General features: G+C 69.9%; 14 protein-coding genes. 8 read left to right on the forward strand and 6 right to left on the reverse strand.

What is annotated here, in order from left to right; genetic code table 11:
- Positions 1-18: 18 nt before the first annotated feature.
- Positions 19-603 (reverse strand): hypothetical protein, encoded by a 585-nt coding sequence (locus OZ403_RS06675; protein WP_140788337.1) that lies wholly within the window; start codon positions 601-603, stop codon positions 19-21.
- A 401-nt stretch (positions 604-1004) separates the two neighbouring features.
- Between OZ403_RS06675 and OZ403_RS06680 the strand changes: the two genes are divergently transcribed.
- Both OZ403_RS06680 and OZ403_RS06685 read left to right on the forward strand, forming a co-directional pair.
- A complete protein-coding gene (locus OZ403_RS06680; RefSeq protein WP_140797487.1) occupies positions 1005-1913 on the forward strand; it encodes a hypothetical protein in 909 nt (302 codons plus the stop codon).
- 11 nt (positions 1914-1924) lie between these two features.
- Positions 1925-2932, forward strand: a complete 1008-nt coding sequence (locus tag OZ403_RS06685; protein ID WP_140788340.1) for an NAD(P)H-dependent glycerol-3-phosphate dehydrogenase — start codon at positions 1925-1927, stop codon at positions 2930-2932.
- Positions 2933-2939: 7 nt separating this feature from the next.
- On the opposite strand, the gene OZ403_RS06690 is transcribed toward OZ403_RS06685, so the two are convergent.
- Positions 2940-3365: a hypothetical protein gene (locus tag OZ403_RS06690; RefSeq protein ID WP_140788342.1), complete on the reverse strand. Its 426-nt coding sequence runs from the start codon at positions 3363-3365 to the stop codon at positions 2940-2942.
- 47 nt (positions 3366-3412) lie between these two features.
- Positions 3413-5065 carry a GTPase HflX gene (hflX, locus tag OZ403_RS06695; protein ID WP_268784853.1) on the reverse strand — a complete coding sequence of 551 codons (1653 nt, stop codon included), beginning with the start codon at positions 5063-5065 and terminating at the stop codon, positions 3413-3415.
- A 123-nt stretch (positions 5066-5188) separates the two neighbouring features.
- Here hflX and proB point away from each other — a divergent pair, with 123 nt between their 5' ends.
- Positions 5189-6322 (forward strand): glutamate 5-kinase, encoded by a 1134-nt coding sequence (gene proB, locus OZ403_RS06700; protein ID WP_140788344.1) that lies wholly within the window; start codon positions 5189-5191, stop codon positions 6320-6322.
- A 4-nt stretch (positions 6323-6326) separates the two neighbouring features.
- On the opposite strand, the gene OZ403_RS06705 is transcribed toward proB, so the two are convergent.
- Entirely contained in the window at positions 6327-6911 is a 585-nt protein-coding gene (locus OZ403_RS06705; protein ID WP_442929761.1) for a hypothetical protein, read from the reverse strand.
- A gap of 198 nt (positions 6912-7109) precedes the next feature.
- Between OZ403_RS06705 and OZ403_RS06710 the strand changes: the two genes are divergently transcribed.
- The 5 genes from OZ403_RS06710 to acnA all read left to right on the forward strand — a co-directional run bounded on the left by OZ403_RS06710 (position 7110) and on the right by acnA (position 14931).
- Complete coding sequence (locus OZ403_RS06710) at positions 7110-8132, forward strand: helix-turn-helix transcriptional regulator (protein ID WP_140788347.1); 1023 nt, start codon at positions 7110-7112, stop codon at positions 8130-8132.
- Entirely contained in the window at positions 8129-9058 is a 930-nt protein-coding gene (locus OZ403_RS06715) for a helix-turn-helix transcriptional regulator (RefSeq protein WP_140788348.1), read from the forward strand. Before OZ403_RS06710 ends, OZ403_RS06715 begins: the two co-directional genes overlap by 4 nt.
- Before the next feature lie 6 nt (positions 9059-9064).
- Complete coding sequence (locus tag OZ403_RS06720) at positions 9065-10633, forward strand: FHA domain-containing protein (protein WP_268783730.1); 1569 nt, start codon at positions 9065-9067, stop codon at positions 10631-10633.
- A 138-nt stretch (positions 10634-10771) separates the two neighbouring features.
- The gene (locus tag OZ403_RS06725) at positions 10772-12034 is read left to right on the forward strand and encodes a phospholipase D-like domain-containing protein (RefSeq protein WP_237081036.1); all 1263 of its coding nucleotides are present in this window, start codon (positions 10772-10774) and stop codon (positions 12032-12034) included.
- 167 nt (positions 12035-12201) lie between these two features.
- On the forward strand, positions 12202-14931 hold the full coding sequence (acnA, locus tag OZ403_RS06730; RefSeq protein ID WP_268783731.1) for an aconitate hydratase AcnA: 2730 nt from the start codon (positions 12202-12204) through the stop codon (positions 14929-14931).
- A gap of 98 nt (positions 14932-15029) precedes the next feature.
- On the opposite strand, the gene OZ403_RS06735 is transcribed toward acnA, so the two are convergent.
- Together OZ403_RS06735 and OZ403_RS06740 are read right to left on the reverse strand one after the other, a co-directional pair.
- Positions 15030-15452 carry an HD domain-containing protein gene (locus OZ403_RS06735; RefSeq protein ID WP_140788353.1) on the reverse strand — a complete coding sequence of 141 codons (423 nt, stop codon included), beginning with the start codon at positions 15450-15452 and terminating at the stop codon, positions 15030-15032.
- Between the two features lie 61 nt (positions 15453-15513).
- Entirely contained in the window at positions 15514-19998 is a 4485-nt protein-coding gene (locus OZ403_RS06740; RefSeq protein ID WP_268783732.1) for a PilC/PilY family type IV pilus protein, read from the reverse strand.
- Positions 19999-20007 lie beyond the last annotated feature (9 nt).

Below are 20007 nucleotides of genomic sequence, written 5' to 3' on the forward strand. Positions count from 1 at the left end.
GGGGCTGTCCGGTGGGCCTCAGGGCTCGCCGGAGTCCCCCGCGTCCTCTTCCCGGGCGCCGGGTGTCCCCGCGTCGAGCACGGCGGGCGTGGTGGCGATGAGCGCCGAGCGCGCCACCTCCACGGCCCGCTCCGTCTCACCGCCCAGCCAGGTGACGACGACCGCGCAGTCCGTGTCGTCATCCCAGGCCAGCACCTGGGACATGCCCTGGGCGGGCGCGCGCCGCACCGCGGCACGGCCCAGCGCGGGCACCGCCACGCCGCCGGCCTGGAGGGTCGGGGCCATCAACGATTGGATGTCCGATTGGGCGTAGCGGGCGTTGCAGTCCCAGGTGATGGAGACGGCGAGGCCGGGCTCCGCGTCCGAGCGGAAGCTGCACAGCGGGCCACACGTCGGGCAGGCGCGCTCCTGCTTCATGGTGAAGCCGGGGAGCATCAGCTCGCGGTCGTCCGCTGGCAGCAGCACCTCGCAGTCGGGGAGCGCCGCGCGCTCGACAGGGGGCGCCGTGGTGCCCGCGTCCACCGCGGGTGAGTCCGAGGGTCGGCTCCGGCACGCCGCCAGCGCCAGTGCCATGAACAATGCCGCGCGCCCTCCAGCCCTCATCCCGTGTGACTCCCGTGTGCGCCTGCCGAAGCGGCGCGGATGGTAGACCGGAGGATGCCTCGCGCGGCGACGTTTCCCGCATGCCGCTGACCGCTTCCGGACGCAGGCCCGGTTTGGCCTCCAAGCGGGCGGGCTTGCCTCGTGCCTTATATGCCCGTCGGACTAAGCTGAGGCTTCCCACCATGCGCTCCGCCCCCTCCTTGCCCCTGCTTGTGCTTGCCCTGGTGGGAGACGTCCAAGCTCGTCCGGCGGAGGGCGCGTCCACGGCTGTCGTGCCGTCGCAGGCGAGGGTGGCGGGGGCCGAGGCTTCGAAGGCGCGTGTCCCCTCGGAGGGCTCGTCGAAAGCATCCGTGCCGTCCCAGCCAGGACCGCCTGCGTCTGGAGGCGGGGCACCGGCACGTGTGTCCTCGGGAAGCGCGCCCGCGGCGGCTTCTGCGCCAGCGGAGCCTCCTGGGGCGCCTCGGCGCAACCCGGCGCCGGACACCTCCTGGGCGCAACCCGGCCAGGTCGCCGCGCCCGCTCGCAACGAAGCTCCGGACGACGCGGCCTGGGAGTCCTTCCCGGGCGCCACCGCTGTCCCCGATGCGGAGGCGGCGGCCACGCTGCCCCAGCTGCCCGAAGTTCCGCCGCTGGTGCCCGTCGACGAGGCCGCCATCCCCGCGCCCCGGACGCCGCCGGCTCCCGTCAGGCCGCCGCCCGTCCCCAACCGCGTGAGCCTGCTCGGCGCCCGGACGATGGGGGCGGGGGGCATGGCCGTGGGCCTGGCCCTGGGCTTTCCCATCGTGTCCGCGCGAGTCGCCGTGGGCGTCCATCGCCGCGTGGACGTGCTGGCCGGCGTGGACAGCGCCTACGGGTTGATGAACGAGCTGCGCGTGGGCGCGCGGTGGATGGTGCTCGACGGCGGGCCCCGGTGGAGCGTGGGCGTGGCGGTGGAGGGAAGCCACGCCTTCTTCCTGCGGCCCGCGAGCGTGGAGGACCGGGGCGCGCGCTACTACAGCGGCCGCCGCAATTGGAACGTGCTGCCCGGCGTCGTCGGCAATCTCCAAATCGCGGGCGCCCGCTCGCCGCGACTGTTCCTGGACGTCCGCTACCTGATGGCGCTGGACACCGAGCCCATTCAAGGGGTGCCGCTGGGCGGCCTGCCCCCTGACGTAGCGCTGTCCGGCGCCTTTCCGGTGCGGTTGGGCGCGGAAATCCCCGTGAGTGAGAAAACGTCCTACGCTCTGACGATTGGCGGGGACATCCGGACCCGGCCTGACGAGACGGACTTCATGCCCGTCATCACCTTTGGCGTCGTGACTGGTTTCTAGCGAGGTCTTCCATGCGTGGCAGTGTCATCGGCTCCGGCTCCTTCGGTACCGCCCTGGCGAACGTGCTCGCGGTCAATTGCGAGGAGGTTCGTCTGTGGGGTCGTGAGTCCTCCGTCGTGGAGGCCATCAACACGCAGCACGAGAACCCCACCTACCTGAAGGGCATCCCCATCTCGGAGCGCGTGCGCGCCACGAATGACCTCCAGGAGGCGCTCGTGGGCTCGGAGCTGGTGGTGCTGGCCACGCCCAGCCACGCCACGCGCGAGGTGGTGGCGAAGGCCCAGGCGTACCTGCCGCGCCATGTCCCCATCGTCACGGTGTCGAAGGGCATCGAGAACGGGACGCTGCTGACGATGACGGAGCTCCTGGAGGACTGCCTGCCGGAGGAGTTCCACCCGTACCTCGCGGTGCTGTCCGGCCCCAGCTTCGCCAAGGAGCTGGCGCGGCGCATGCCCACGGTGGTGACCATCGCCTCCCACTGGGACAAGGTGGCGCTGCGCTGCCAGAAGGCGCTGCAGACGGAGACGTTCCGCAGCTACACCTCCACGGACGTGGTGGGCGTGCAGTACGGCGGCGCGCTGAAGAACGTCATCGCGATTGCCGCCGGCATGGCGGACGGCCTGGGCATGGGCCACAACGCGCGCGCGGCCATCATCACCCGCGGCCTGGCGGAGATTACGCGCCTGGCGGTGCGCAAGGGCGCCAACCCGCTGACGCTCTCCGGCCTGTCCGGCATGGGCGACCTGGTGCTGACGTGCACGGGCGAGCTGAGCCGCAACCGGCACGTGGGGATGGAGCTGGGCAAGGGCCGCAAGCTGCCGGACATCCTCGCGGACATGAAGGAGGTGGCCGAAGGCGTGAAGACGGCCCGCAGCGCGCACGAACTGGAGGTCAAGACGGGCGTGGAGCTGCCCATCTGCCACCAGGTGTACCTGATTGCCCACGAGGGCAAGAGCGCGCGCACGGCGGTGGTGGACCTGATGACGCGCCAGCCGAAGTCGGAGCTGGCGGGCGTCTGAGCGGCCTTCAGTAGCGGCGCGGCGCGGCGTCCGGCGTGGCGCCACGGACGCGCCACACGGTGAGCCGCTGGGAGTTGGTGTGGCTCACCACCATACCCTCCTGCTGCATCTGCTCCAGCAGGCGGTTCGTCTTGAGCCGGTCCAGCCCCACGGACTTCGCCAACTGGTCACCGGGCATGCCGCTGATGTTGCGGCGCAGCTCGTTGACGATGGCGCGCTTGAACTCGTTCTTCTGGAGTCCGTCCAGGTCCTGCGTGCGCCAGGCCTGGAGGACGCCCGCGGCGATGATGACCAGCGTCAGCACCGCCAGCACGGGATAGATGATGTGGCTGTTCTGCTCCAGCAGCTCGATGTACTTCGGAGACATGGAGGACACAGGCTTCGCGTAGTCAGCCTGGGCCAGCAGCAGGGGTGTGAGCGAGGGAATCGACACGGCCCCCCGACTCTACGGGGAGCCGTGCCTGCCCGGCAACCGCGGGCTCAGACGGCGCCGATGGCCTCGGTGGCGCCCTCGGCGAACAGCGTGGTGTCCGCCTTGGCCAGCAGCGTCGCCAGGCCCTCGCGCGTCGCGGCGCTGATGGCCACGCCGCCCCGGGTGCGCAGCAGCGCCTCCACTTCGTCCGGCGGCAGCAGGTCCGCCTTGTTCCACACCATGAGGCGCGGCTTCTCCATCAAGTCGAGCGACTCGAGGATGTTCTCCACCGCCTCCACCTGCTCGTCGCGGGCGAGGTCCGCCGCGTCCACGACGTGGAGCAGCAGGCTGGCGTCGTACAACTCCTCCAGCGTGGCGCGGAAGGCGGCGACCAGGTCCTTGGGCAGGTCCCGGATGAAGCCCACCGTGTCGGTGATGATGACCTCCCGCTCCTGCGGGAAGCGCAGCCGTCGGCTGGTGGGGTCCAGCGTGGCGAACAGCTTGTTCTCCGCCAGCACCTCGGCGTTCGTAATCGCGTTGAGGAGCGTGGACTTGCCGGCGTTGGTGTAGCCGACAATGGAGATGACGGGCAGCTCGCGTCGGTTGCGCTGGGCCCGGCGCACGCTGCGCTCCCGGCCAATCGCGTCGATGCGCTTCTCCAGGTGGGTGATGCGTTCGCGCACGCGGCGGCGGTCGATTTCCAGCTTCGTCTCACCAGGACCCCGTCCGCCAATGCCGCCCATGAGCCGGCTGAGCGAATCGTCGCTCTGCACCAGCCGCGGCAGCCGGTACTTCAGCTGCGCCAGCTCCACCTGGAGCTTGCCCTCGGCGCTCTGCGCGCGCTGCGCGAAGATGTCGAGGATGAGCTGCGAGCGGTCCAGCACCTTGAGGCTGGTGGCCTCGCCGATGTGGCGCCCCTGCGACGGAGTGAGGTCCTTGTCGAAGATGAGCAGGTCCACCATGGACTGCATGGAGCGCAGGTTGAGATCCTCCAGCTTGCCGCGGCCGATGAGGTAGCGTGGGTCCGCCTCGCGCTTCACCTGGAGCATGGAGTCGATGACCTCCACGCCCGCGGTGCGCGCCAGCTCCTTCAGCTCCGCCAGGCTGGACTCGGCCAGGGCGCGGTTGCCGTCCAGGCACACCGCCACGAGGATGGCCTTCTCCCGGCCGCCCACCTTGCGCGACGCCGCCTTGCGGTTGAACTCCTCCTCCAACGCGCCCAGCGTATCCACGAGGTCCGGCTGCTCCACGTGGACGGAGGGCAGCGTCTCGACATGCCAGAAGTCGCCGGAGCCGTTCTCCGGGATGAGGTAGGCGTAGTGCAGGACGCCGGGCAGTCCTTCGGGGCCCACGCCAATGGCCGCCACGCAGTCCAGGCGCAGCAGCGCGAGGTCCGTGAGGTCGTCCTTGGTGAGCGGCTCGCTCTTCAAGTGGGTGTGGACCAGGCGGAGGCCACGCAGACGCACCTGGCCCGCGCGAGCGCGGCCGATGTCCGGCAGCTCGAGCTTGTGGGCGCTGCCCACGATGACGTGCTCGATTTCGCCCTTCCGGTTGACGAGCACACCCACCTGCCGGTTCAGCTCACGCGACAGCTCGGTGAGGTGCCGGGCAAGCTCGGGCGACACGATTTCGTGCGGCGGGACGCGCCGGCGGAAGGTGTTGCGCAACCGGTGCTGCTCGCTCGACTTGAGGCCCAGGGTGTTGCCGTAGATTTCCTTCAAACCGTGCTCTCCTGGCGGAGGCATTGGGGCCCCCACCTTTTCCGTACGGACTTTATGACTGCCGCTGTGGGGAAAACACGCCGGACGCGCGCGCCTTCCATTTCTGACCTACGCTGACGCCCCGTGAGTTCGATTGCCACGGGACGCACCGCCCTACGCTCGGCCCGGCGGGTGGTGGTGAAAATCGGCACCAACGCGCTGACGAACGCCACCGGACGTTTCAACCGTCAGCACTTCGATGCGCTGGGCCAGGATTTGTTGTGGGCCGCGCAGGGCCGCGAACTGGTGGTGGTGTCCAGCGGGGCCATTGCCCTGGGGGTCGAGCGGCTGGGCCTGCCCTCGCGCCCTCGCGACATTCCAGGCAAGCAGGCGTGCGCGGCGGTGGGGCAGAGCCGGCTGATGCAGGCCTACGAAGAGGCCTTCGCCGCGCGTGGGAAGGCGGTGGCCCAGGTGCTGCTCACCCACGAGGACGTGCAGGAGCGCCGCCGCTACCTCAACGTGAAGCACACCCTGGAGCGGTTGCTGACGGCGGGTGTCGTCCCCGTCATCAACGAGAACGACACCGTCTCCGTGGACGAGCTGAAGTTCGGTGACAACGACACGCTGGCGGGGCTGGTGGCCGGCGTGGTGGAGGCCGACGCGCTCGTCCTGCTGTCGGATGTGGAGGGCCTCTACACCGGAGACCCCCGGCGCGACGCGGGCGCGGAGCTGCTGGCCACGGTGATGCAGGTGACGCCCGAGGTGCTGGCGCTCGCCACCGGCACGAGCAGCGGGGTGGGAACGGGTGGCATGAGCACCAAGGTGCGGGCGGCCGCGCGCGCGTCCGATTCTGGCATCCACTGCGTGATTACGTCCGGCGCCGTGCCCGGCCGTCTGCGCGCCGTCCTGGAAGGCGCGGACGTGGGCACCCTCTTCGAGCCCACTGGCAGCCGCCGCAGCGCCCGCGCCGCGTGGATTGCCCATGCCCTGCGCGCACGCGGGACGCTCACGGTGGATGCCGGCGCGCGCGAGGCCATTGTCACCGGCAAGCGCAGCCTGCTGCCCAGCGGCGTGCGCGGCGTGGAGGGCGACTTCGGGCGCGGAGACCCGGTGGACCTGGTGGACGCGGAGGGCGCCGTGTTCGCGCGGGGGCTGGCGGCCTACGACGCCAACGAGCTGCGACGCATCGCCGGCCACCACACGGCGGACATCGAAGCGGTGCTGGGCTACCGCTACCTGGACGAGGCCGTGCACCGCAACGACCTGGCGGTGCTGTAGCAGGTCAGATGGACGAGGTGGACAGCGACTTGCCGCAGCTTTCGCCCAGCTGCATGAGCGCGCGGAACTCCGGCGAGTCCACCTTCATCAGCAGCAGGGAGACCTCGAGCTCTCCGGGCACACGGCCGAGCTGGAGCTTGCGCTCCTGGCCGTGGAGCAGCGCCAGCTCGGAGTGACCCTTCGCCTCGGGCAGGAGCAGGTCGAGCTGGAGGAGGAAGGACTGGCCTTCGGCCTTGGGCGTGAGGACCAGCCGGTAGTCGGGCAGGGGCGCTCCGGGACGGCGGCGCTCGGCGCGAAGGGTGCGGCCCGTCTCACCCAGCAGCTTGGGCTGGGCCACCAGGCGCCCGTCGCGACGGACCTCGACGGCGAAGTAGAGGGGCTCCGCGCGCACGGGCGCAGGCGCGGCCATGCTCGTGAAGCCCACGAACATCGCCAACCCGGCCACCATATTACGGACGAGGGTGATGCCGCTCATCGTGAGTCCCTTCGGAGGCTCCGCTCGCCGCTTCGGCCATGCGGCATCCGGACAGGCGAGCCCGTCCACGTCGTCTCCACTTCCACGGAATGGTGCAGCAATAACCCAGATCATGCCCGCAGTGCGAGCCCCCCTCCCAAGTCCTTGCCCGCTGGAATGAGGACAACCGTACGTACAGATGATTACCTGCTTGTCTGTTCAGGTCCGTCCGGCTATCTCGCCGGACGCGGACGGACCGCTCAACTGTTTCCCACCCACACGTCCACTTCTTGACCCTCCCGGGTCCGCCCGGCATCGTCGCCGACCTTTCCAATGGACCGCACCGAACGCATCCTCGACCTCGTGGCCCTTCTGCTCGACGCGCGCGAGCCCATCTCCTGGGCCGAGCTGCGCGAGCACTTCCCCGGTGACTACGGTGGCTCCGATGATGCCGCCGAGCGCAAGTTCGAGCGCGACAAGGCGGAGCTCGTGGAGCTGGGCTTTCCGCTGACGTACGTGCAGGGCGATGACGAGCGGCGGGACGGCTACATCGTCGACCGGGACGCCTACTACCTTCCGGAGGCGGACCTCTCCAAGGAAGAGCTGGCCGTGCTCTACGCCGCCGGCTCCGCGGCGCTGGCGTCGGGCGCCTTTCCGGGCCGGGACGACCTGGCGCACGCGCTGCGGAAGATCGGTTTCTTCGCCGGTCAATCCCTGCCCACCCCCCGGGTGCGCATGGAGCTGGGCTCCGTGCACGAGGGCCAGGAGAAGGAGGTCTCCGCGCGCCTGGAGCAGCTCTGGGATGCGTGCGCGGCCCGCAAGTGGGTGGACCTGACGTATGCCAGCCCCAAGCAGGCCGGCACCACGCAGCGGCGCGTGGACCCGTATGGCCTGGCGCTGCGCCGCGGCGCCTGGACGCTGGTGGGCTACTGCCACCTGCGCAAGGACTTGCGGACCTTCCACGTCCACCGGATTCGCGAGCTGAAGGTGAACACGGCGCGCCCTCGCACGCCGGACTTCCAGGTGCCGGCGGACTTCTCGCTGGAGGCCCACGTGGCGTACTTCCCGTGGCAGCACCGCTTCCATGAGCAGGTGGAGGTGGTGCTCCACCTGTCGGGCACGCTCGCCTCGCGGGCCGCGAGCCTGTTGCCCGGCGCCACGCTGGAACCGGCGGAGGAGGGGGCGGTGCGGGCGCGGCTGCCGGTGACGTTCGTGGACGGCCTGATGCGCTTCTGCCTGGCGCTGGGGCCGGACTGCCGCGTGGAGGGCCCGGAGCGGGCGCAGGCGCGTCTGCGGGAGATGGCCTCGCGCATCGTGTCGTGCCACGACGATTCGCTGGACAAGGTGAGCGCATGAGCAACGTCCACGAGCGGCTCCGCCGCCTGCTGTTCCTGGTTCCCTACGTCTCCAAGCACCCCGGCGTCACGGTGGACGCGCTCGCGCGCGCCCTCAACGTCAGCCGCGAGGACCTGCTGGAGGAGCTGGACCTGCTCACCTGCGTGGGCCGGCCGCCCTTCAACCCGGACGACTACATCGACATCTACGTGGACAACGACCGCGTCTACGTGGACCTGGACCAGCGCCTGTTCGCGCCGCCCCGGTTGACGCCGGGCGAGGCCGCGGCGCTGGCCGCGTCGGCGGAGCTGCTGCGGCCGGCCACGGGGGACGCGTTGCAGAGCGCCCTTCAGAAGCTGGAGCGCGTGCTGCCGCCCGCCACCCGCGAGCGCTACCGGGAGATGTACCGGAAGATTGATGCGTCCACGGAGGCGCCCCTGGCCCTGGGGCCGCTCACCCGGGCCATCATCGAGCGCCTGGAGGTGACGTTCGGCTATGCCAGCCCCGGCCGGTCGCCGGAGCCGCGCACCGTGCGCCCCTACGAACTGCTCAGCCACCGGGGGCAGTGGTATCTGCAGGGCTACTGCCACACCCGGCAGGACGCGCGCCTGTTCCGCCTGGACCGGATGGAGGACATCCTCGTCACGGACGTGCCCTTCCAGCCGCCCGCGGACGCCCGGGCGGACGTGCCCAACCCGGCGCGGGGCCTGACGGACTCTTCGGTGCGCGTGCGCTTCTCCTCCGTGGCCGCCCCCTATGTGAAGGAGCGCTTCGGCCAGGACGCCCGCCCGCTTGCCGATGGGGGCGTGGAGGTGCTGGTGGCGGGGGACAGCGAACGCTGGCTCACCCAGTGGGTCCTGTCCTTTGGGGGCGAGGCGCAGGTCATGGAACCGGCCTCCGCGCGTGCGGCCGTTGCCCGAGCGGCGCGGGCCTCTGTAGGATTGTAACCCCCCATGCCTTTCCAGCTGACGATCTCCGAGGGTAGAGAAGCCGGTAAGGAGTTCGTCTTCGACCAGGACTCCGTTCTCATCGGCCGTTCGACGGATTGCGACGTCGCGCTGTTCGACCCGGGTGTGTCCCGGCGCCACTGCCGCATCTTCCTCGACGGTGATGCCTACGCCGTCGAGGACCAGGGCAGCGCCAACGGTTCGCTCGTCAACGGCAGTCCGGTGAAGACGCAGGTGCTCGAGGACGGCGACAAGCTGACCCTGGGCCCGGTGACGTTCATCTTCGCCATGCTGACGGACGAGCCGGCCACGGGTGAAGAGGAGCTCCCCGCCGGCGCCCAGGAAGGCGATGGCAGCACGCGCATCGTCTCCCTGGATTCCCTGAAGCGGCAGCGCAACAAGGGCGTCGCGCTGGCCCCGGAGGGGGCCGACCAGGAGGAGCTGAACGAAATCCGCGAGGGCGCCACCCGCTCCAACCTGCAGGCCCTGCGCCCTGTGTCCCAGGGGCAGAGCGGCTCACGGGCGGCCATCGAGCGCTCGGCGCCAGCGGCACCGCCCGCGAAGCGGCCGTCCAGCTCGCCCCCGCCGGTCCGGGCTCGTCCGGCGCCAGCAGCCGGGGGCAGTGGTGGCCTGTCCGCGGCGGAGCGCGCGCGCATCCGGCGTGAGTCCCCTGGCGTGGTGTCCAGCGCGAAGCTCTTCTGGGCGGACGCCAGCCAGGGCGTGCGCACCGGCATCATCGGTGGCGGCGTGGCCATGGTGCTCGCGCTGTTCGGTGTCCTCTACTGGCTGGTGCTGAGCGGCGAGGACGGCCAGCCGGTGGGCGAGGAGCCCTCGATGCTCAGCGGGCAGCCCATCCGCGACTCGTTCGGCCTGGGGCCGAGCGTGACGTGGGAGCGCGCGGACATGAAGGTCTTCGAGTGGGAGTACACCGCCGCCACGCGCGCGGTGGTCATCCTCCACTACCAGGCCCGGAGCATCTCCAAGGACGAGGTCGTGGTGAGCGTCAACGGCGTGGACGTGGGCAAGGTGCCGCCCGACACGCTGGCCAGCCAGGACCGCTCCATCGAACTGATGATTCCGGCCCAGCACCTGAAGAAGGGCGAGCCCAACCGCATCATCTTCGACAACGTGAAGAATCCGCCGGGCGAAGACCCGTGGGTCATCTGGAACATCTGGGTGGAGCGCGCGCTGCTGCCGGACCTGCTGCCCGAGGAGCTGGTGCGCGAGGCCACCGAGTACCACAAGCGGGGCTTGAAGCACTTCCAGACGCCGGACATCGGCGCTCGCAACCGCTACGAGGCCTGGAAGTCCTTCCGCGTGTCGTGGCTGATGCTGGAGGCCCACCCGGAGCCGAAGCCGGACCTCTATTACGACGCCCAGGAGCGCATGAAGGCGGCGCAGCAGGAGCTGGACCGCACCTGCTCCAAGCTGCTCCTGGAGGTGGAGGGCTACTACAACCAAGGCAACTACAAGAGCGCCTCCGCCACCCTGGACCACGTGAAGGAGTACTTCCCGGAGTTCGACCAGCCGTGCGCCACCCGCGCGGACGCCAAGCGCGCGGAGTACGGCCTCTAGGACGCGCCACGGCTTTCCGGTGTCCGTGAAGTCGCGGGATTGTCCCGTCGGTTTCCGGACACCGGTTGGCACGGGAAGACAGGCTGCGAAGCGGCTCGGGTTGCCGGGTCGCGCGGGCATCCGCACCGTTGGGAGGCCATGCGTGACCAGGAGGCGTTGACCGAGCAGTCGGGTGAAGCGGACACGGGCGCGCCGCGGCGTGCGCCCACGCCCCCGGGGCCCGTGCCGGAGCATGGGCCGGTGTGGAGTCCCAACGTCTCCGGGCTGCTCCTGTCGCGCTACTACCTGCCGCGCCGCCACGCGGTGGTGCAGGGCAACGCCTGCCAGTTGCTGCGCGACGGCGTGGAGGCCTACCCGGCGATGCTGGAGGCCATCCGCGGGGCGCGCCGTTATGTCCGCCTGGAGACGTACATGTTCGTCTCCGACGCCGTCGGCGAACTGTTCGGCGAGGCGCTGGCGGAGGCGGCCGAGCGCGGCGTGCACGTGAAGGTGCTGTACGACGCGGTGGGCTCCTGGACGAGCCGCCGGAGCTTCTTCGCCGGGCTGCGCGCGCGGGGCGTGGACATCCGCGCCTTCAAGCCCTTCAGCCTGTCACGCGGGCTGCGGCACCTGCTGCGGAGGGACCACCGCAAAATCCTGGTGGTGGACGGTGAGGTGGCCTTCACCGGCGGGGTGAACATCTCCGCCCACTGGGCACCCGCGGAGATTGGCGCGGCGTGGCGGGACGACGTGCTGCGCATCGAAGGGCCGGCCGTCCACGAACTGGAGCGGTGTTTCTCCGCCACGTGGCGGATGATGTTCCAGGGCCGCTTCCACCGGTTGACCCGGCGGCTGGAGCGCCTGCGCAACCCGCCACCCCGGCGCGGCGCGGTGGGGCTGGCGGTGTTGTCCAGTCGGCGAAGCATCCACCGGTCCTATCTGCACGCCATCCGCCGGGCCCGGCGCAGCGTGTTGGTGGCCGCCGCCTACTTCATCCCGGACCGGCGCATGGTGATGGCGCTGCGCGAGGCGGCCCGGCGCGGGGTGGAGGTCCATCTGCTGCTCAACGCTCGCAGTGACCACCCCATCCTGGAGTTCATGGCCCGGGCCTTCTACGAGCGGCTGCTGGGCGCGGGCGTCCGCATCTTCGAGTGGCAGCGCGGCGTGCTGCACGCCAAGACGGCCGTGGTGGACGGGGTGTGGGGCACCATCGGTTCGTTCAACCTGGAGCGCCTCAGCCTGGCCTTCAATCACGAGGTGAACGCGGTCTTCGCCGACCCTCGCTTGGGACAGCAACTGGAGGACTCCTTCCGCACCGACTGCGGGGACTGCCGCGAGGTGACGCTGGCGGAGTTCCGCCGCCGGCCCCTGTGGCAGAAGCTGCTGGAGCGGGCGCTGTCTCTGCTTCGCAAAATCATCTGAGCCAGGCCTGCCCCCCCCTCAGCGGGGCGCATGGTTCCGATGAGCGGGGCTGCACACCCGCGGCTCGAAGCGTCCGGCCCTCAATGCCCTCGCAGGAACCCTTTGCAACGCGTCAAAGGGGGGCCTAGAAGTTCCCGCATCCCGCGCAAGGAAGGACGGCAACATACATGACCGACAGTTTCGGCACGAAGTCCCAGCTCAAGGTGGGCTCCGCCACCTATGACCTCTTCAGCCTGGGCAAGCTGGCCAAATCCCACCCGGCGGTGAACCGCCTGCCGTTCTCGCTGAAGGTCCTGCTGGAGAACCTGCTGCGGCACGAGGATGGCCGCGTGGTGAAGCGCGAGCACGTGGAGAAGATGCTGGCGTGGGACCCCAAGGCCACCCCGGACGTGGAGATCTCCTTCCACCCCGCCCGCGTGCTGCTCCAGGACTTCACGGGCGTGCCCGCGGTGGTGGACCTGGCGGCCATGCGTGAGGCGCTGGCCTCCATGGGCGGCAACCCGGACAAGATCAACCCGCGCAACCCGGCCGACCTGGTCATCGACCACTCGGTGCAGATTGACTCCTTCGCGACGTCCGCCGCGTTCAAGGAGAACGCCGAGCTGGAGTTCGAGCGCAACCGTGAGCGGTACGCGTTCCTCCGCTGGGGCCAGAGCGCGTTCAAGGGCTTTGGCGTGGTTCCGCCGGACATCGGCATCTGCCACCAGGTCAACCTGGAGTTCCTGGCGCACGTGACGTTCCGCCAGGGCAGCACCGTGTACCCGGACACGCTGGTGGGCACCGACAGCCACACCACGATGATCAACGGCCTGGGCGTGGTGGGCTGGGGCGTGGGCGGCATCGAGGCCGAGGCCGCGCTGCTGGGCCAGCCGATTACGATGCTGATTCCGCAGGTGGTGGGCTTCAAGCTCTCCGGTAAGCTGCCCGCGGGCGCCACCGCCACGGACCTGGTGCTCACCGTCACGCAGATGCTTCGCAAGAAGGGCGTGGTGGGCAAGTTCGTGGAGTTCTACGGCAGCGGCCTGAAGAACCTGTCCCTGCCGGACCGCGCCACCATCGCGAACATGGCGCCCGAGTACGGAGCCACCATCGGCTTCTTCCCGGTGGACGAGGAGAGCCTCAACTACCTGCGCTTCACCGGCCGTCCGGACGACCTGGTGGCCCTCACCGAGGCCTACGCCAAGGAGCAGGGCCTGTGGCGGCGTGACGACGCCGAGGACCCCCTCTTCAGCGACACGCTGGAACTGGACCTGTCCACCGTGGTGCCCAGCCTCGCCGGCCCCAAGCGCCCGCAGGACCGCGTGCCCCTCAAGGACATGAAGTCCGGCTACGAGAAGTCGCTGGTGGAGATGCTGTCGGCCGGCAAGAGCAAGGGCGAGGACGAGGAGGGTGGCAAGGGCAAGGCCGCCGCCGCCGCGGTGCCTCCCGAGCGTCTGGCGCAGACCGTCACGGTGAAGAACGGCCGCCAGAGCTACCAGCTGGGCCACGGCGCGGTGGTGATTGCGTCGATTACGTCCTGCACCAACACCTCCAACCCGGCGGTGCTGGTGGGCGCGGGCATCCTGGCCAAGAAGGCCGTGGAGCGCGGCCTCAACCCGAAGCCGTGGGTGAAGACGTCCCTGGCCCCGGGCAGCCGCGTCGTCAGCGAGTACCTGCGCGACGCCGGCCTGCTGCCCTACCTGGAGGCGGTGGGCTTCCACATCGTGGGCTACGGCTGCACGACGTGCATCGGCAACTCCGGTCCGCTGACGGAGCCCGTGGCCAACGCCGTCACCGAGGGTGACCTGGTCGTCGCCGCGGTGCTGTCCGGCAACCGCAACTTCGAAGGCCGCATCAACCCGCACGTGCGCATGAACTACCTGGCCAGCCCGCCGCTGGTGGTCGCCTACGCGCTGGCTGGCGAAGTGGGCATGGACCTGGACAACGAGCCGCTGGGCACCGACCCCAACGGACGTCCCGTGTTCCTCAAGGACATCTGGCCCACCAACGAGGAGATTCAGGAGGTCATCCGCACCTCCGTGAAGCCGGAGCAGTTCCGCAGCCAGTACGCCAACGCCATGGAGGGCGACGCGCTCTGGCAGCAGCTGCCGGTGGGCAAGGGCTCCACGTTCCAGTGGGACGACACGTCCACCTACGTGCGCAAGCCGCCCTTCTTCGAGAACCTGCCGAAGGAGCCCAAGGCGACGCAGGACATCCATGGCGCGCACGTGATGGCGCTGCTGGGTGACTCCGTCACCACGGACCACATCTCCCCCGCGGGCAACATCGCCAAGACGAGCCCGGCGGCCAAGTACCTCATGGCCAACGGCGTGGAGCCCAAGGACTTCAACTCCTACGGCGCGCGCCGCGGCAACCACGAGGTGATGGTGCGCGGCACCTTCGCCAACATCCGCCTGAAGAACCTGCTGGTTCCGGGCGTGGAGGGCGGCGTCACCGTCCACATCCCCACGCGCGAGCGGATGAGCATCTACGACGCGTCCATGAAGTACCAGGCGGAGGGCACGCCGCTGGTGGTGCTGGCGGGCGCGGAGTACGGCACCGGCTCCAGCCGTGACTGGGCGGCCAAGGGAACCATGCTGCTGGGCGTGAAGGCCGTCATCGCCAAGAGCTTCGAGCGCATCCACCGCTCCAACCTGGTGGGCATGGGCGTGCTGCCGCTCCAGTTCGAGGCGGGCCAGGACGCGCAGTCGCTGGGCCTCACCGGTCACGAGAAGTTCGACATCACCGGCGTGGCGCAGGACCTGGCGCCGCAGAAGAAGCTCACCGTGAAGGCCACGGGTGAGAGTGGTACCAAGGAGTTCACGGTGGTGTGCCGCATCGACACGCCGAACGAGCTCGACTACTACCGCCACGGCGGCATCCTGCAGTACGTGCTCCGCCAACTGGCCAAGGCCTAGCGCGGAGTTGAAGGAACCGGCGCCCTGCTTTCCTCGGCGGGCGCTGGTAGCACTACGGCCCGGAGTCGCCCCCGTGGCACTCCGGGCCGTCGTGTCTTCTAGGGCTCGCGCAGGCGGGCCCAGGCGGCGCGGTAGCGGGCCAGGCGCTCGGCGTCCTTGGGCGTCACCGCGGCCAGCCGCCGCACGTCCATGTTGTCCTCCAGGTCCGCCAGCTTCACGCGGCGGGCGAGCGCCAGCGGGCGCAGCCGTTCGATGAAGGCCTCGTACGTCTCGTCCTGGCGGCGGGTGAGGGCGTCCAGCGCGCCCAGGACGTTTTCCGGGTAGCCCAGCTCGCGCAGGCGCTCGAGCGTGTAGGGCGTGTCCTCCACCACGTCGTGGAGGATGGCCACGGTGCGCTCTTCGTCCGTGTCCAGCCGCATCATCACCCGCAGCGGGTGGAGGATGTACGTCTGGCCAGCCTTGTCTCGCTGGCCGTGATGCGCGGCCACCGCGAGCGCGATGGCGTCTTCGAGTGCGGGCATGCCCGTCTTCTAACGCCAGACGCCCTCCCCAGGCGAGCGGGGAGGGCGGGCCTTCACGTCATCATGGCAGGCAGCTGGCCGCGTTCTCGTGGCGGCAGGCGTGCTGCTCCTGGGTGAGGGGCAGCTCGTACACGTTCTGGAGCACCTCGCTGTTCTCCGACACGTCCACCGAGGTGGCCTGGCGCTGTCCGGGCTCCTGCATGATGGCGCTGTATTTCACGCTGCCCGTGGGCGAAATCATCACCGCGGTGGCGGGCTCGGGCGGCGGCGACAGCACCGCGCGCTCCTGGTAGCGCGCGTTCTCGAAGGACGCGGCGCAGTTGGGCAGGCCGCTGAGGAAGTCCGCCTGGTAGAAGCGGGCCCGGGCGGCGGTGCTGCTGCACACCTCGCCGTCCTGCGACGGGTAGATGACGTTCCACAGCGTGCAGCTGGCCACCGTGGCCGCGCCGCCCGCCGTCTTGTGGGTGTGGTTGTCCGTGTACTCCAGCATCCATCCGTCGCCTTCGGGCAGGGCGCCCGTCGCGGAGCAGGCACCGGACGCGTCGCAGGTGATGTTCGTCACGTCCACCAGGTCGCCGCTGGTGTCGTTGTCGCTGGTGCGGTCGCTCAGGCGTTCCGCGTCGAACTGGCTCGCCGTCATGGGGCCCTCCGCGGAAACAGCGGTGGCATCCTCGGCGAACGTCTTTCCGGCCACGCCGTACACGCGCACGCCGTAGAAGCGATTCTTCCCAATGGCGTTGACGGTGCGGGTCAGCTCCAGGTCCGCGAAGTTGGGCGCCACGTTGCTCACGTCGAGGCAGCGGAAGTTGCCCGCGGCGTCCTTGCCGCACTCCACGCGCGCGGGGCTCATGGAGGTGTAGTCCTGGGGCGCTCCCGGGCAGGAGCGGGCCTCGTGCCGGGTGAACCGGGCCGACACCACCGTCTGGCCCGGGTTGCCACAGGCGGGCTGCGAGGCCGTCCCACGCGTCAGCGTGGACTGTGCCAGTCCCCGCTGCGTCCACTGGTGCCGCGACTGGGTGATGTTCTCGCCGATGCGGTCCACGCGGTAGTCCACCTCCACGTTGCCGCACCCGTAGCGCGCGCAGGCCTGCGGGTTGTCGAAGCGGCAGATGCCGGCCTGGTCATCCAGCAGCGCGTAGCGGTCACCCGTGCCGACGAGCGCGCGCATGGCGCCCGTGCCCGGCTGGATGCCAATGGAGGGCACGTAATAGAAGGGCCACGTGCGCGTGAGGCTGTCGCCCTGGCCGCCCGACGGCCCCACGGCGTCCCGGTCCATCTGGAAGGCGCGCGCGGCGCTCCAGTTGCGGATGAGTCGGGTGCTCGGGTCCAGCGCACCGGGCACGGACATGCGCGCCACCCACAGCTGGCCGCGCATGTCACCGAAGACGGCCGTGTCGAAGAAGCCGTCCTGCTGCACGTTGCCGGCTACGCCGTAGTCCACCAGCGCCACGGGCGCCGCCACGCTGTGCGTGAGGTGCCGCGCGGGCCCGTGCTGCTCACCGGTGGCGTTCGGGTCGTATTCGAACTTCCACCACAGGTTGTCGGTGCGGCCATTCACCTCGGGGGACCACGCGTCCACCATGTAGATGCCGCGGCCCTTCTCCTGGCCGGGGGACCAGCCGCCTGACAGGGCCACCATCCACCGCTCCTGGGTCTCCACGTTGTAGCGGGACACGGGACCCGCCGCGGTGCCTGCCTCCACCAGCACGGGGCCAATGGGCGGCGGCTTGGGGCTGAGCGAGAAGAGCGTCTTGCCGAAGAGGGCGGCCTCCGGGGAGTCCGGCTGCGGGTACATCCACTGCATCCGGGGCGCGCCGAAGCGGCCGGTGCCCGAGTCCGCACGCAGCTCCAGCGCCAGGTAGTGCACGCCGCCGCGTCCCTCCGAAATCACCGCCATCGTGTGGTACTCGGTGGACTGCTTGATGCCGTCCGGCTGCGAGCCGTCCGAGCCGTCCGCCCACACGTCGCGCACCATGATGTCGCCGTCCACGTAGTACTGGTGGCCGCCCGCCATCTCGTGCAGGCGCGACAGCAGGTCGGGCGGGATGAAGGCCCACTCCTCCTCGCCGCTGCTGGGCGAGTACTCAATCATGGGCAGGCCGCCCTCGCAGTTGTCGTTGCTCGCGGTGCTGTCGCGGAAGGCGTGCAGCATGCCGTCGTTGGCGCCCACCAGCACCAGCTTGTCGCGGCGGCGGTAGCGGTGCAGGTACGCGTCATACGCGTCCACCTCCACGGTGTTGCCGCAGCGGCTGATGTTCTCCGTGGCGAGCGGCGTGGGCGACACGCCCAGTTGCTGGCTGTAGAGCGTGCGCGTGCACTGGTTGCTCATGCCCAGGTTGCACAGGAACTTGTCCATGGGCGGGTCCACCAGCACCGGCGCGGAGTGGAAGATGTCGCCCAACACGGAGCGGCGCACCTCGGTGCGGTTGCCGTTGCCGTCCTCGTCCGCCAGGTCCTGGCCGCGCACGTACTGGATGAGCGTGCGCACACAGACGTCGTCCAACCAGGTCTGCGCCTGCGTCACGCTGCCGAAGCCGGGCACCGCGACGCTCATGGCCGCGGCGGCCTGCTGGGGCGTCAGCCGGAGGCCCGTCATCAGCGTGCCCGGGTCGATGTCCAGGGGGCTGAGCGACTGCACCTTCGGGCAGACGGGGGTGCCGAGGATGCCGAAGTAGCTCTTCAGCGCTTCGCGGTTCTCCACGGTGAACTCGATGGGTGTCGCCGCGTTGTCCGCGGCGGTGAGGCGCCCGTCCTGGTTGCTGTCCGTCACCGTGTAGATCTTCCGGCTGTTCAGCGCGCGGGCCATCAGCGCGCGGCGCGCCTCCCAGAACTGGTTGGCCGGGGTGCTGCCGCCGTCCTTGACGAAGTTGCCGGATGTGTCCTCGACGACGATGTCCCCGTCCCGGTCCACGACGAAGATGTCGTCCATGTCGCCGTCGCCGTTCTTGTCGACACCTTCCACGAACTCGTTGAACTGGTTGAAGCGCCACAAGTCTCCGCGCCAGGCGCTGTCACCGGAGGCGGGCGACATGCGCGGCATCAGCGCGCTGAGCGTGGAACTGCCCGTCTGGAACGAGGAGATGGCCGCTGCGGCGAACGCGATGTTCCGGTTCTGCACGTCGTCGACGATGGACTGGAGCGCCGACTTCAGTTGGCTGGAGTTGGTGGCCGCGTAGAAGCGCCCGCCGCCCGCGTCCGCGGTGACACGCAGCAGGTTGATGGCCTGCGTGTTCGTCAGCGCGAAGCCCACGGTGTACGTGGCCACTTGCTGCGCCCCATCCAGTTCCGGCCGCAGGTCGTTCGTCCACATCCACTTCGCGATGCGGTGGATGTGGCTGCTGGAGCCGCCGCTGTTGCTGCCCTGGCCGGCCGCGGCGCAGTTGGCGCAGGGGACGTCCAGGTTGCGCACCTGGGCCGGGACCTGGGCGGAGTTGCCGCTGGGCTCGTTGGGCTCACCGTCCGTGAGCAGAATCATGGCGTTGAAGCCGCAGGTGAAGCAGGCGGCGGCTCGTCCGGGCGCGGCCTCGTCGTTGAAGCCCGAGTCGAACAGGTATCCGCTGCCGAACCATCCGGGGAATGGGTCGCTGCCGGCGGAGCGGAAGTAGGTGCTGGCGCCCCACAAGGCCTGTGTCAGGGGCGTGCCCGTGTTGAAGCGCAGCCCGTTCCGCATCTTGCTGAGCAGGTTGTTGCGGTGCTCTTCACGCTTCGCGCCGCTGAGCGACTCGCCGCAGCTGGGACCGAAGCGCTCGAAGCGCACCACGTCCTGGCCGCTCCACTTCACCGTGTCGGTGGCTTCACTGCTCGCGGAGAACGTCACCACGCCGAAGCGCGTGCGCTCCGAGTCCTTGAGCACCTGGCTGATGACGTTGACGGCGGAGTGGCCGCGCGGCGAGTAGAAGTTGAGGAAGTTGCCCGACGCGACGCGCTGGCTGGAGGTGTACTGGAAGTAGCCCTTCGTCGCGAGGCACTGCGCGCACGCGGCTCGCGCGGCGGGCCGGTTGCCGTTGTTGTTGGTACCCACCAGATTGGCGCATGCCGCCGCCGCGTTGTCGCTGATGACGGTGTTGGGCGGTGGCTGGTCGAAGCGCACGGGATTGCTGTTCATCCCGAAGCTGGTGTGCGTGCCGCTGCCGTTTCCGGCGAAGCTGTAGTACTTGGCCGGCACGAACCAGGGCGAGTCCTGGTTGGTCAGCGACAGCCACATCCGCGGGTACTCGACGTTGGCGTCGTAGTTCAGCTCGTCGATGTTGGCCTGCCGGCAGCCTGGAGAGGCGCCGCCGCTGGAGCTGTCAAAGCTGTGGTTGCTGTCGTTGCTCCAGGCGATGGGCCAGTACGCCATGGAGCCCGACGTATCCAGGATGAGCAGGATGTTGGGCGGGCCGCTGGGGCTGGTGAAGAAGCGCTCGTCACTGCCGCGCGCGGGGTTGAGCAGCGCGTCCAGGCGGGAGGTGGACTGCAGGCTGCAAGACGCCGGGTCCTGCGCGAGCGCGTCAGGGGCGGCCAGCAGCACGGACAGGGCCGTCAGGGTGGGGAAGAGTGCCTTCATGGGGGGCTC

The organism is Myxococcus sp. NMCA1, from assembly GCF_026810205.1.
GTDB classification, from domain to species: domain Bacteria; phylum Myxococcota; class Myxococcia; order Myxococcales; family Myxococcaceae; genus Myxococcus; species Myxococcus xanthus_A.